Here is a 13,691-nt window from a genome sequence, read left to right as displayed (position 1 = left end):
CGTCCGTACGGCCACCCCTCCCTCACCACGCGAGCCGCCGAGCTCCTTCCAGAGACCGGGGACCGTGCGGGGAGCTGGGGCTGCGAACTGCTCATCGGATGTCGGGCCATCGAGCCCTCCTATTAGGTCGCGGCGCGCCCTGCGCAGGCTCACATACCAGGCGAGCGAAGAAGTAGGGAGCTTGAAGTTGACGATCACGTGCGGGATCGACTGGGCGGAAGACCACCACGACGTGGCGCTGGTCGACGAGACGGGGAAGCTGGTCGCCAAGCAGCGCATCAAGGACGACGCGGGCGGTTTCCGCCAGCTGCTTGCCCTGCTCGCAGAAGCCGGTGACTGTGCTGAGGCCCCGATACCGGTCGCGGTGGAGACCGCCCGCGGCCTGCTGTTCGCCTGCCTGCGTACCACCGGCCGCAAGGTGTACTCGATCAACCCGATGGCGGTGGCTCGCTATCGCGAGCGGCACCGCAGCGCCCGCGCGAAGTCCGACCACGCCGACGCGATGACACTGGCCAACATCCTGCGGACCGACGCCGACGTGCACCGGCCGCTGCCCGCCGACTCCGAACTGGTCCGGGCGATCGCCGTCCTCGCCCGCGCCCAGCAGGACACGGTTTGGAACCGCGTCCAGCTCAACAACCAGCTGCGTTCGCACCTCAAGCAGTACTACCCGGCCGCCCTCGCGGCCTTCGCCGTCCGCGGCGTGGGCCTGGACTCCCGCGAAGCACGCGCGGTCCTCGCCGCGGCACCCGACCCGCACGCCGCCGCCCGCCTGACCCGTGCCCAGCTGCGGGCTGCCCTGCGCAGATCCGGACGGCAGCGGAACATCGAGGTCTGGGTGGAACGGCTGCGCACCATTTTCACCGGCGACTACCTGCACCAGCCGCCGCTCGTCGAGCAGGCGATGGGGCGGCAAACCCTCGCGCTGGTCGCCCAGTTGGATACCGACTGCCGGGCAGCCGACGACCTTGCCGAGGCCGCGGCCGAGGCGTTCGCCACGCATCCGGACGCCGAAATCCTGGGCAGCTTTCCCGGGATCGGCCCGCTCACCGGCGCACGCGTCCTGGCCGAGATCGGTGACGATCGCACCCGCTTCGCCGATGCCCGTGCCCTGAAGGCGTATGCCGGCTCGGCGCCGGTCACCATCGCCAGCGGCAAGAGCCACCTTGTGCGCCACCGGCGGGTGAAGAACCAGCGCCTGGCCGCCGCAGGCTACGTATGGATCTTCGGCGCATTGCCATCCCCACAGGTCAAGGCCGAATACGACCGACGCCGGGACCTCGGAGACCGGCACACCGCCGCGATGCGCAACGTCTTCAACCGCTTCCTGGGATGCCTCCATCACTGCCTGCAGACCGGTCAGAGGTTCGATCCCGGCAAGGCGTTTCCCGCCGCGTCCACAGCGCCGGTGACGCTCGCAGCTTGACTTCTTACCAAGCTCGGATGTCTGTGGATCAGCCCCGGAAGGGCATGCGGAGGCCGTACCTTCCCGAATGACCCTGTGATGGTCACCGAGTAGGCCCGCGTTCGCAGCGCGGGTCGGGAAGGCACGCTCGTGCTTGGACGGCCTGGGCGTGCGCTTGGCTGCCGACAGGGAAGCCCCACGTGGGCGCGGTCGGGTCAAGCTCGGCCTCGACCGAACTCGCCCGGGAAGCTACCAGCCGAATTCCATCTGAATCGGGATGCCGTCCACGATTTCGGTCTGGGCGTGTGGAGCCACTCCGATCGATACGCCGAGCTGAGTTGCAATGGGCGTATACAGGTCGGTGGAGACCTCCGGTGTGCGCAGGGAGATCAGAGGGGCGTAGCTGACGGGCAGGCCCATGCGGTCGTTGCGCCTGTTCGCCTTCCACCAGCCTCCGACGGGGTAGACGGCGAGCGTGCCGCAGTCGGCGAGTTCGGCTGCCGATCCGCGCCAGATGTCAGCGTGCAGGGAGCCGAGGTTGCGGGCCCGGGGGCCGACCAGCCACCTGCTGTTGGACTCGAATGCCTTGGGGTTGCCAAGGCCGTCGCTTTCGTGTTCGGCCTGTTCGGCCAGTCGCCTCTGGAAGGAGTCGCCGGATTCGGCGGAGCCCTTGATGGCGAAGCGCAGGCCGTGGGATGCGTAGCTGTAGCGGTCGAGCATGCCGCGTCGGCCGGGATTGGGCTCGATCATGTAGGCGAGCGTCACGCGTAGGTCGACGGTGGTCTCGGCCAGGTCGCGCAGTTGTTCCAGGGGCCAGGGCAGCTCGTGCAGCTTGAGTTCGGCCAGACGAGCCTGCCCGCCCTTGACCTTGTATGGCACCAGAGTGTTCTGGATGATCATGGTGACGGCGTTCGAGGCGCTGCTGCGGATACGCTCGGCGGTGGGCATGCCCCACCCGTACCGGCGGATCACCTGGCGCATCACGTCGCTCTTGGCGAGTTTGGGGGCGCCGGTCTTCTTGAACAGGCCCTGTTCGACCATGGCCGGGGTCCACTGGGCTTCGTGCACGAGAAGGGCGTGAACAGTCTCCGGCCGCAGCCCGGGGTAGGTACTCATCGCCGTGGCGGCGAGCGCAGCCGCCTGGGCCGTGGCAGCGCTCGTGGCGTTCGTCCAGGTCAGCTGACGCGCCGGGTTGTGGTGGGTGGTCGCCACGCTCACTAGATCGTGTGGGTCCAGGATGCTGTCGTCAGGGGCGACGAGCATGTTGCCGCCCTCCAGAACGATGTCGGGCTTGGTGATGGAGCCGTTGGTCAGCGCCACCGATGTCCGGCTGAAGGGGGACAGGGCACCGGGAGCCGCCAGAGGACGGAATCCGCTGAACAGGGCGGAATCGGGGACGGCGTCCATATGCGTGCACGCCCCGACGGTGAGTACGTTGTGTGCCTGGGCGGGTTCCTCGATGCGCGACAGGTCGGAGAGGAGCAGCGGATCGAGCGTGCCGTCGTCGCGACGCATCTGGTGGGGGACAGCACCGCGGATGTTGCCAGCACTGACGATGATCAGGCGTGAGGCTTCAGGATCGGGCGCTCCGACCAGTTCGATCCGGTCGTCCCGGACGGCGACGTCCGTGCCTGCCGCCAGGGCGTCCAGCGTGGCCGACCACAGGGTCGCTGTGCCGTCTACGCCGTTCTCTCCTTCCCCGGACTCCCGGGTGACAGCCATCGAGAAGACCCGTCCCGAGGGTGCGGGGCCTCCGTTGCCGATCTCAGCGGTCGCGACCGCGTTCGCAGTGGTCTCCGCACAGGTCCGCGGGGACACGTCGGGTGTGTGAACATCGTTGAGGATCTTCACGGACTCAAGGCCGTGACCGAGTACGACGGGACCTTGTGATTCAAGGGCTGCGGCGAAGTCCCCGAATAGGGCGAGCCCAGCCATCTGCGTGCCGTGCCCGATCCGGTCGGCCGGCGTGCTGCCGGGGAGCACACTGTAGGCGCGCTCGTGCAGCGCGGGCTTCAGCAGGGCATGCTCCTGGGCTATCCCTGTGTCCAGGATGCATACCGCCGGGGCTTCCGGTGCGGCCGGCTCGATGCGCGTGGCGAGATCCTTGACCAGGTCCACGCGGAATTCGCGGTCGACGGTGTAGAGGCCCTCGGCGAAGGTAGGACTGCGGATCTCAGCAGGGCAGGCGTTCGTGGCCAACAGGAACGCCAGCTCGCTAGCGGTCGTCGCGACGTGAGCCACCAGGCGTTCCCCGACATGGATTGCCCGTTCACTGACTTGCCAGCGACGATCTTCGGCCAGGGAACGCAAGGTGGCAACCGCCGTCGGCGAGATCAGCGGATCGAACCACAACTCCCACCACCGCTCCTCGTCCAGTGGCGGCAGAACCTGCCGCTCCTGCCAGAGGTGCTCCAGCAGAGCCCGTTGGACCTGTTGCATATTGGCCACCAACGGGGCCTGTTTTGGGTTACCGCCGGGGGTGTTGTCCGTGAAATCGGCGATCCGCTGGGTGAACGAGGTGACTTTGTCGAAGGGGATCCAGACCAGTGCGTCCTGCTGAGTGTTCTCGGTCTGCGGGTGGCTGCTCATGAGTGTCAGGCCAGATGCGTCCAGGCGCTCCAGGCTCAGAGGATGGTCGCGAGCCGCCTCGATGCGCACCGCGAAACCGTCAGGCTGACGGTCTTCGGGAACCTGTTGCATGAGCTGGGTTGCCTCACGGCGGGCCGTCTCCAGCCCGTCCACCAAAGCGTCGGCATGCCTCTGCCGGTCCGTGTGCTGAACCAGGTCCGGACCGCTCCCGCCGGCAGCCTCGGAGCGCGGCGTGAGGGTGGCGGCCTCCCAGGGTACGATCAGGTGCGGACTGAGCTGTGCGGAAGAGTTGGGCTCAGGCATGGTGGGTGGCGTGCCGCTCGCTCAGGGCTTCCAGCAGCAGTTGCTCGTTTACCACGTCCCGGTCAGCCAGGATGGCTCGTTTGGCCGCTGCTTCCGCCGCTTTGACCAGCTCGGCGTGACTCAGGCCCGATGCACGTTCTGTCACGAGCCCCCACCGTAGTGTGCTTGTGTCCATTCCGGCTAGACGTCGCTGCAGCACCTGTACAGCTTCCTCCCCGGTGGGAAAGCCGTAGGTGGCGATCATGTCGAAGCGGCGGAACAGAGCCTGGTCCAGAAGCTGGTGGTGGTTGGTGCCAGCGACCACGAGACTCTCAGAGGGCGCCTCATCGAGGAACAGCAGGAATGAGTTGAGGATCCTGCGGGCTTCGCCGACGTCGTTGCCTGCTGCCCGTTCGGCTCCCAGAGCGTCGAATTCATCGAACAGGTAGACCGCACGGGTCTGGGCCACGGCGTCGAAGACCAGACGCAGCTTGGCGGCGGTCTCGCCCATGAACCGGCTGATCAGACCGTCCAGACGAATGGTGAACAGGGGCAGTTTCAGCTCTCCCGCCAGCGCCGCTGCCGTCATGCTTTTGCCCGTCCCGGGAGGCCCGGACAGCAGAATGCGGTGCACCGGGGTAAAGCCGAAACGCTCGAGCCGTGCACGCTGCCGCTGTTCGTGCAGCACACGATCCAGCGAGGCACGCAGTCCGGCGTCCAGAGTCATGTCGTCGAGCTGGGTGTCCGGATAGCCTGCCGTTAGGAGACTGGTCAGCTCACCGCGGGGCTGCACCACCGGAGTAGCGGCACGCTGCTGGGTGACCGGCTTCCCCTGCCTCTGCTGGGCGGCCTCGACCAGCTCGCGCAGCTCTACGGCGAACTTTCCCTGCCCCTGGCGGGCGGACTTCGCCGCAACTTGTAGAGCGACGCTGTAGAAGAGGTCGTCGTTGGCTTCGGAGTGCGCCCGCACAAGAGCTTTCAGGTGATCGGCGTTCGCCGCCATACGCCTGTCACCCTCCGATGTGGACTGCCTGTAAGAAGAGGTATACCCAAATCAGCGGGTCCCTGCGCCTGCATCGTACGGCCCTGGGCTCCGGGCTGCTGCCCGGATCGTCCACTGGCCGTGATGTCCGAATGAGCGGATCGCGGCGCCGGAACTCGCGCAGCCTGCTGGCCTGGGATCTATCTGTAATCCAGGCCGCGGCAGGTTTGTCTGCCGGTGATGCCCGAATCATGTATGCCGAGCAAGGGCCGAGTGCAGGCAACCTAGGTGCTCGGCGCCCCTCTCAGGCCCCGCCTCCATTCAGTTTCTCAGCCTGCTTCCGGATCGAGGATCTGCCTGCGAGAAGCGAGCGCTCGCTCCGAAGATCCCGTTCGGCCGGCGGCGCTGTGCCACCCGCCGCCCCTCGGATGGGGCGGGAAGCGGATGGTCTCTCCACGGCTGGGTGAAGGGCGCGCCGAAGGGGCACAGGCGGGACATTCCGTTGGCGACGGACCTGGCCGAGGCCGTGGGCGAGCACGTGGTCCGCTGTGGCACCGGTTCGGGCGGTGCTCTCCTTTAGACGATCACTGGAACCCTGGTCACCACCTCGGACTACTCGTCTGTGTTCCGTAAGGTTATGAAGACCCTGGGTTACGACTGGTCACGGTCACTACCTGCGACTTGGTTCGCCTCGCCCGTGCTCGGTAGCGGTCTGTCACTCTTGCACATGTCCCGGTGGCCGGGGCACAGGAGCATCAAGGGGCAGACACGTGCGGGCACCTTACGCCGGACGCCACTGGCCGGGCGGTCAAGGGGATGGATGTGACGCTGGCCAGCACTGTGCTGACTTGGTGCTGACTGAACAGATATTTCCGCAGGTCAAAGGGGTTCTCCATATGTGCGGACGGTATGCGGCGAGTCGTCGACCCGAGGATCTCGCGGGAATCTTCGAGATCGAGAAGTGGGAGCCGGAGGAGACTCTGGAGCCCGACTACAACGTGGCCCCCACGAAGGAGGTCTACGCCGTCCTGGACCGCCCCCTGAAAGACGTCGAGGACCCGAAGCCGGTTCGCCAGCTGCGCAAGCTCAAGTGGGGCCTCGTCCCCTCCTGGTCCAAGACGCCCGAGGGCGGCGCCCGGATGATCAACGCGCGCGCGGAGACCGTCCACGAGAAGCCGTCCTTCCGTCGTGCGTTCACCACCCGGCGCTGCATCCTGCCCGCCGACGGCTACTACGAGTGGGTCACCGGCAAGCAGGAGCGCGACCTGGAGGTCGAGGGGCGCAAGAAGCGGCCCCGCAAGCAGCCCTACTTCGTGACCCCTGCCGACGGGTCCGTGTTCGCCATGGCGGGGCTGTACGAGTTCTGGCGGGACAAGACGCTGCCGGACGACCACCCGCGGTCCTGGTGGGTGACCTGCTCGGTGATCACCACCGAGGCGGAGACCGCACAGCTCGCCGTCGCCCCGGCCGACGGCCCTCACGCCCTGGCCGACATCCACCCGCGGATGCCGCTGATGCTGACCCCGGACCGCTGGGACGACTGGCTCGACCCGGCGCGCACCGACCCCGACGAACTGACCTCGCTGCTGGCACCGCCGCCCGCCGGACTGATGCGGGCGTTCCCCGTCTCCACGGCCGTGAGCAGCGTCCGAAACAACGGACCGGAGCTGCTCAAGGAGCTCGATGCTCCGGAAGAGGGCACACTCTTCTGATGTGACCAGCGACACCACCGAGAGCATCGACACCGCAGCGGGCCCCGCCCGCGTCACCTGGCACCCGGCGAAGAAGCCCCGCCTCGTCCTCGCCGTCGGCCACGGCGCCGGCGGCGGCATCGAGGCGCGCGACCTGCGGGCGCTGGCGGCCGCACTGCCCGCGCACGGTGTGAGCGTCGCCCTCGTCGAGCAGCCGTGGCGGGTGGCCGGCAAGAAGCTGGCGCCCGCGCCGAAGACGCTGGACGTCGGCTGGCGGGGCATCTGGCCCGCACTCGCCGCGCCGGGGCTGCCGGTGATCTCGGGCGGCCGGAGCGCCGGTGCCCGGGTCGCCTGCCGCACCGCCGCCGAACTGGGCGCCCATGCCGTCCTCGCCCTCGCCTTCCCGCTGCACCCACCCGGCAAGCCGGAGAAGTCCCGCGCCGACGAGTTGCTCGGGACCGGCGTGCCCACCCTCGTCGTACAGGGCGGCAACGACCCGTTCGGCAGGCCCCACGAGTTCCCCGAAGGGGCGTACGACCTGATCGAGGTCCCGCACGGCGACCACGGCTTCGCCGTGCCCAAGCGGGCGGAGACCACGCGGGAACAGGCTCTGGAACTGATCACCGAGGGTGTCGCGAAGTGGGTCGGCTCACTCGGGTGAACGCCCGGGAATGACCGGCGTGCGCCCACTGTTGTGGCGGACATACGTTGCTGAGAATCAGCACCGACGCCGTAGGAGAGGAAGTCCGCCGCATGGGTTCAGCCTTCTGCCCGAGTCGCAGCAGCCGCGCCGACCTGGACTGGACCGTGCTGCACGCCGCCAAGACCGCCCCCATTCGGGCGGCGGGCGGACCGGATCGGCAAGCGTCCCCGACCGCAGGTCGTCTATCCTCCGATTCGAGTGAGACCGGTCTCGGTTTCACGACAACACTGGAGGAGGTGGGTCCGGTCACTGGGACCGACGCAGGGACCGAACACGGCCAGGCGGAGCAGCCCGAGGGCCGGGGCACGGGCGCGGAGTCGACCGCGGAGCGCAGCGCGCGCTTCGAGCGGGACGCGCTCGAGTTCCTCGACCAGATGTACTCGGCCGCGCTGCGCATGACGCGTAATCCGGCCGATGCCGAGGACCTGGTGCAGGAGACCTACGCCAAGGCGTACGCGTCCTTCCACCAGTTCCGCGAGGGCACCAACCTCAAGGCGTGGCTGTACCGCATCCTCACCAACACCTTCATCAACTCGTACCGCAAGAAGCAGCGCGAACCCCAGCGCAGTGCGGCCGAGGAGATCGAGGACTGGCAGCTGGCGCGCGCCGAGTCGCACATGTCGACGGGTCTGCGCTCCGCCGAGTCGCAGGCGCTCGACCACCTGCCCGACTCGGACGTGAAGCAGGCGCTCCAGGCGATCCCCGAGGAGTTCCGCATCGCCGTGTATCTGGCGGATGTAGAGGGCTTTGCCTACAAGGAGATCGCCGACATCATGGGGACACCCATCGGTACGGTGATGTCCCGGCTGCACCGTGGACGCCGTCAGCTGCGCGGCATGCTGGAGGACTACGCCCGCGACCGCGGCCTGGTCCCGGCCGGCGCCGGAGAGTCGAACGAAGCGAAAGGCTCGGGGTCATGAGCTGCGGAGAGCCGCACGAGACGGATTGCAGCGAAATCCTCGATCATCTCTACGAGTTCCTCGACAAAGAGATGCCGGACTCGGACTGCGTGAAGTTCGAGCACCACTTCGAGGAGTGCTCGCCCTGCCTGGAGAAGTACGGGCTCGAGCAGGCCGTCAAGAAGCTGGTCAAGCGGTGTTGCGGACAGGACGACGTGCCGGGTGACCTGCGTTCCAAGGTCATGGGCCGGATCGACCTGATCCGCTCCGGGCAGTCCGTGCCCGAGCACGACGTCACGGCCGCGCCGCCGGCCGCGCAGGAGTCCTGAGCCGACCCCGACCGGGCCGGCCCGTGACGCATCACGTCACCCGTACGTGCTAATCCGCGGGTTATCTGCCCGCGTTCCCCCTGCCGCAGTCCTAGGCTCCGGAGCCTGACAGGCATGGCCGGGGGAGGGGCACATGGACGCGGTACCGGCGCGGGCACACGCGTACGTCGCCGGTGTCGTCCTCGCCGCCCTGGTCTGCCTGCGCCCCCTGCCGCAGGTGCATACGCCCTGGTGGGCCGTACTGCTCCTCGCCGGGCTGTACGCGGGCTCCGAACTGGTCGCACGGTCCCGTTTCGTCGGGACCTGCTATCCCGTACTGCTCGCCGGGGCCTTCCTGCTGCCGCCGCCCGCCGCCGCGCTCGTGGCGCTGCCCGGGGCCCTGCTGTCCCCGGTGGCGCAGCGGCCCTTCGCCCTGCGGCGCGTCTGGCGGGCCGCGCAGCTGACGCTCGCCGTGTGGGCCGCCGCGCGGGTCCACTGGGGGTGCGGCGGGCGGGACGCGGTCGTCGCGCCCGACTTCCCGTACGCGCTCGTGCCGGCCGGGGCCGCGGTACTGGCGTTCTGCCTGGTACTGACCCTGCTGGACGGCGGCATCCGGGTGCTCGCCGACCGCGTGCCGGCCCGGCGGGCCTGGCGGGGGCTGTTCTCCGGATCACTCGCGCCGATCGCCGTGCACGGGCTCGCCGGTCTGATGATGGCCGTCCTGTGGCGCAGCCCGTACGGCCCCGTCGCCGCGCTGCTCGTGCTGTTGCCGATGTGCGTGGCGTGGTGGGCGTTCGCCCAGTACCACCGGGAGCGGGCCGCGCACCAGGCGACCATCCGCGCGCTCGTCCAGGCCGTCGACATCAAGGACGGCTACACGCGCGGGCACAGCGAGCGGGTCGGCCAGGCCTCGATGATGATCGCCCGCGAGCTGGGCATGGACGACGAGCGCGTCGAGACCCTCCGCTTCGCCGGCATCCTGCACGACGTCGGCAAACTCGGGGTGCCCACCCGGCTGCTGCGCAAGGACGGGCCGCTGACGCCCGAGGAGCGCCGGGTGATCGAGCTGCATCCCGAGTACGGGCACGAGATGGTGCGCGGCATCCGCTTCCTGGGGGAGGCGCGGGCCGCCGTCCTCCACCACCACGAACGGCTGGACGGCAGCGGCTACCCCTACGGCCTGGTCGGCGACCGGATCCCGGAGTCGGCCCGGGTGGTGGCCGTCGCCGACGCCTTCGACGCGATGACGTCCACGCGGTCCTACAGCAGGGCCCGTCCCGTCGCGGCGGCGGTGGAGGAGCTCCAGCGGTGCGCCGGGGCGCAGTTCGACCCACGGATGGTCAGAGCGCTGGTCCGGTCCCTGGGACGCCACGGCTGGCGTCCGGCGGTGACGGCGGACGGTACGCCGGTCGCTCCCGCCGGCGTGATCCCGGGCCGGGGCGAGGGCGCGTGGGACAGCGTCGGAAGGGGGGCGTCATGACGTCGTACCAGCCCCGGCCCTGGTCCCCGTTCCAGGCCGGGCCGCGGGCCGCGTCCCGGTCCCCGGTGGTCCTTCTCCTGGTCCCCGTCGGCGCGGGGCTCCTCGCGCTCGTGTGTCTCGCCGCCGTGTTGTGGTCGGGGCCGGCCGAGCGGCCCGTCGCGCTCGCCTTCGGCGTCCTCGTCGCCCTCGGCGAGGTCATCCGGCGGGCCGGGACCGAGGCCCGGGAGGCCGCGCCGCTCGGGGCCGCCGGGGCGCTGGCGTACGCGCTGCTCGGGGACGTCGCCGGGCAGCCCACGCACCATGGCGTCGCCCAGACCGTCACCGTCGTGCTCGCCGCCTCGCTGCTCGGCAGCGTGCCGTACATCGCGCGCGGCGGCGGCCCCGTGCTGGACCATCTCGCGCGGCGCGTGCTCACCGTCGCCTTCGCCGCCGTGTGCTTCCAGCCGCTGTCCAACCAGGGCGCCTTCCGCGACTGGAGCGGCCCCGCCTACGCGCTGCTGCTGATCGCGCTGCTCGCCCTGACCGCGCTGTGCGACGCCGTGCTCGCCGCGGCACCCGCGCACGCCCGCACCGGGTGGCCCTTCGGTCCGCTGCTGCGCGAGGAGCTGCGCGGCATGGTCGGGATCACGTCCGCGGTGTGCGCGACCGGGGCGGTGATGGCGCTCGCGGTGGCCGTCGCGGGACTGTGGGCGCTCCCCGTCTTCTGCGTGCCGCTGCTGCTCACCCAGCTCTCCTACCGGCGGTACGCGGCCGTCCGGGCCACCTACCGGCAGACCATCGCCTCCCTGGCCCGCGCCACCGAGATCGCCGGGTACACCCCGGCCGGGCACGCCCGCCGCGTCGCCGAACTCAGCGGTGCCGTCGGGCGGGACCTGGGGCTGTCCGGGGCCGAGCTGACCGTGCTGGAGTACGCGGCCCTCATGCACGACATCGGCCAGCTGAGCCTGGTCGACCCGGTCCCGGCCGGGGCCACCGCCGGCCTGCCCGCCGCCGAGCAGCGGCGGATCGCCCTGCTCGGCGGGGCCGTCGTCCGCCAGACCGGGGTCGACGCGGCCGTCGCGGTGGTGGTGGAGCGGCAGGCCGACCCCTGCCGGGAGCAGCCGGTCGCCGCGCGGATCGTACGGGCCGTGAACGCCTACGAGGAGAAGGCGAGGGACGCCGGGCCGGGCGGCGGCCTCACGGCACTGGAGGAGCTGCGCCTGGCCACCGCGGGCGACTACGCTCCGGACGTCGTGGAAGCGCTGGCCCGGGTGCTCGCACGCGGCAGTCTTACCTCGCCCGCGGCTGGGTAACCCATGGGTAATGAGCGCCCTTCCAGCCGTACGTGGTTGGATGCGAAGGAGAAGGTGTCCGGGGGCGCGGGAAGGCACAGCCAGCCCACAGAACGGAACTGGCAGGCGGGAATCGTGAGGATCTTCGGCAAGGGACGGCACCGGCCCTCCGCCTCCTGGCGGCAGGCCACCGACCGCGCGTTCACGCTGATCGGCGACGGTCGCTACGAGGACGCGGGCGCTCTGCTGACGCGCGCCGCCGACCTGGAACCCTGGCTGTCGGAGTCGTGGTTCAACCTCGCCCTGCTGCACAAGTTCCGGCACGACTGGGAGCAGGCCAGGGCGGCAGGGCTGAGGGCGGTCGCGCTGCTCGACCGGGACATCGGCGCACCCGACTGGTGGAACGTCGGCATCGCCGCGACCGCCCTCCAGGACTGGCCGCTGGCCCGCAGGGCGTGGCAGGCCTACGGACTGCGCACCCCGGGGGACGCGACGGACGCCGGTGAGCCGCTCGGCATGGACCTCGGCAGCGCGGCCGTACGACTGTCCCCGGAGGGCGAGGCCGAGGTCGTGTGGGGGCGGCGGCTGGACCCCGCCCGCATCGAGGTGCTGTCCATCCCGCTGCCGTCCTCCGGCCGCCGCTGGGGCGAGGTCGTCCTGCACGACGGGGTGCCGCACGGGGAGCGGACCACCACCGCCGGGCACGCCTATCCCGTCTTCGACGAGATCGAGCTGTGGGCGCCGTCGCCCGTTCCCACCTGGGTGGTCCTCCTGGAGGCCGCCACCGAGTCCGACCGGGACGCCCTGGAGCAGCTCGCCGCGGACGCCGGTTTCGCCGCCGAGGACTGGTCGTCGTCGGTCCGGCTGCTGTGCCGGATGTGCTCGGAGTCACGGATGCCGTCCGACGAGGGCGAGGGCGAGCACCTCGACCCGCACGACCACAGCGAACCGGGACATCCGGGGCCGCTCGGCCACCGCACCGACGGGCAGCTGTGGGTGCCGGAGCGGGAGTGCGGGGTGGCTGCGCCGGCTGCCTTGGTGAGGGGGTTGTTGGACGGGTGGGTCGCGGACAGTCCGGATTCTCGTGACTGGCGGGATCTGGAAGAGGTCTGCTGAGGTCGTTCTTCGTCGTCCGTCCGCCGTGGCTGGTCGGGCCCACGCGGCGGAGCCGCATATCGACACGGTCCCGCGCCCCGTCGGGGCGCGCCCCCCGTACCCTGTATCAGGCATCAACCCCTGTTTCATCCCGGAAGGCATACGTCGGTCATGGCCCAGCAGGACACCGATCAGCAGCACGCGGGCGTGCTCCCCGTGGACGACGAGGGGTTCGTCGTCGACACCGAGGACTGCGAGGAGCGCGAGACTGCCTGGCGCGAGCGCGGCACCTCGCGTCCGATCACGGTGGTCGGCAACCCGGTGCTGCACAAGGAGTGCGCGGACGTCACCGACTTCGGTGAGGATTTCCAGCAGCTGGTCGCGGACATGTTCGCCAGCCAGCGCACCGCCGAGGGTGTGGGCCTGGCCGCCAACCAGATCGGTGTCGGCAAGAAGGTCTTCGTCTACGACTGCCCCGACGACGAGGGCGTCCGGCACGTCGGCGTGGTCTGCAACCCGGTCCTCGTCGAACTGCCCGCCGACCGGCGCAGCCTGGACGACAGCAACGAGGGCTGCCTGTCCGTGCCGACCGCCTACGCGTCGCTCGCCCGCCCCGACTACGCCGAGGTGACCGGGCAGGACGAGAAGGGCAACGCGATCAAGGTGCGCGGCACCGGATACTTCGCACGGTGTCTGCAGCACGAGACGGACCACCTGTACGGGTACCTCTACATCGACCGGCTCTCCAAGCGCGAACGCAAGGACGCGCTGCGGCAGATGGCCGAGAACGAGCCGCGCTACCCCGTGGTCGCGAACGACTGACACCACGTCACCTGCCACCCATCCTCCGTGCGCACGGCGCCCGTTCGGGTCTCATCCGAGCGGGCGCCGTTCGTCTGCCGGAACCTGCCACACACCAGGAGAATTCCGGCACCGTGGGGTAGTGAATGGAGCAAATCCGTTCCCAGATCGGTCAGTTGTGGTGC

At 69.9% G+C, this 13,691-nt stretch carries 11 protein-coding genes; 9 read left to right on the top strand and 2 right to left on the bottom strand.

Going from position 1 to position 13,691, the window contains the following annotated elements; all coding sequences use genetic code 11:
- Window positions 1-187: 187 nt before the first annotated feature.
- Window positions 188-1,426: an IS110 family transposase gene (locus tag RI578_RS13455; RefSeq protein WP_310875754.1), complete on the top strand. Its 1,239-nt coding sequence runs from the start codon at window positions 188-190 to the stop codon at window positions 1,424-1,426.
- 228 nt (window positions 1,427-1,654) lie between these two features.
- Here RI578_RS13455 and RI578_RS13450 read toward each other — a convergent pair whose 3' ends face one another.
- Window positions 1,655-4,297, bottom strand: a complete 2,643-nt coding sequence (locus RI578_RS13450; RefSeq protein WP_310871309.1) for a S8 family peptidase — start codon at window positions 4,295-4,297, stop codon at window positions 1,655-1,657.
- On the bottom strand, window positions 4,290-5,279 hold the full coding sequence (locus RI578_RS13445; RefSeq protein ID WP_310871308.1) for an AAA family ATPase: 990 nt from the start codon (window positions 5,277-5,279) through the stop codon (window positions 4,290-4,292). Before RI578_RS13445 ends, RI578_RS13450 begins: the two co-directional genes overlap by 8 nt.
- Before the next feature lie 875 nt (window positions 5,280-6,154).
- Here RI578_RS13445 and RI578_RS13440 point away from each other — a divergent pair.
- The 8 genes from RI578_RS13440 to def all read left to right on the top strand — a co-directional run bounded on the left by RI578_RS13440 (window position 6,155) and on the right by def (window position 13,527).
- Window positions 6,155-6,970, top strand: coding sequence for an SOS response-associated peptidase (locus tag RI578_RS13440; RefSeq protein WP_310871307.1), 816 nt, complete (start codon window positions 6,155-6,157; stop codon window positions 6,968-6,970).
- On the top strand, window positions 6,942-7,610 hold the full coding sequence (locus tag RI578_RS13435; RefSeq protein WP_310871306.1) for an alpha/beta family hydrolase: 669 nt from the start codon (window positions 6,942-6,944) through the stop codon (window positions 7,608-7,610). The genes RI578_RS13440 and RI578_RS13435 overlap by 29 nt, the downstream gene beginning before the upstream one ends.
- A gap of 278 nt (window positions 7,611-7,888) precedes the next feature.
- On the top strand, window positions 7,889-8,572 hold the full coding sequence (gene sigR / locus RI578_RS13430) for an RNA polymerase sigma factor SigR (RefSeq protein WP_003973756.1): 684 nt from the start codon (window positions 7,889-7,891) through the stop codon (window positions 8,570-8,572).
- On the top strand, window positions 8,569-8,880 hold the full coding sequence (gene rsrA / locus RI578_RS13425; RefSeq protein ID WP_310871305.1) for a mycothiol system anti-sigma-R factor: 312 nt from the start codon (window positions 8,569-8,571) through the stop codon (window positions 8,878-8,880). The genes sigR and rsrA overlap by 4 nt, the downstream gene beginning before the upstream one ends.
- A 133-nt stretch (window positions 8,881-9,013) precedes the next feature.
- Complete coding sequence (locus tag RI578_RS13420; RefSeq protein WP_310871304.1) at window positions 9,014-10,339, top strand: HD-GYP domain-containing protein; 1,326 nt, start codon at window positions 9,014-9,016, stop codon at window positions 10,337-10,339.
- Window positions 10,336-11,631, top strand: coding sequence for a metal-dependent phosphohydrolase (locus RI578_RS13415; protein ID WP_310871303.1), 1,296 nt, complete (start codon window positions 10,336-10,338; stop codon window positions 11,629-11,631). Before RI578_RS13420 ends, RI578_RS13415 begins: the two co-directional genes overlap by 4 nt.
- Before the next feature lie 114 nt (window positions 11,632-11,745).
- A complete protein-coding gene (locus tag RI578_RS13410) occupies window positions 11,746-12,726 on the top strand; it encodes a hypothetical protein (RefSeq protein ID WP_121749133.1) in 981 nt (326 codons plus the stop codon).
- Between the two features lie 150 nt (window positions 12,727-12,876).
- A complete protein-coding gene (def, locus tag RI578_RS13405) occupies window positions 12,877-13,527 on the top strand; it encodes a peptide deformylase (protein ID WP_310871302.1) in 651 nt (216 codons plus the stop codon).
- Window positions 13,528-13,691 lie beyond the last annotated feature (164 nt).

The organism is Streptomyces sp. BB1-1-1 (genome assembly GCF_031597775.1).
In the GTDB taxonomy this organism is placed as follows: Bacteria; Actinomycetota; Actinomycetes; order Streptomycetales; family Streptomycetaceae; genus Streptomyces; species Streptomyces thinghirensis.
This window is presented reverse-complemented; position numbering and strand designations above follow the sequence as displayed.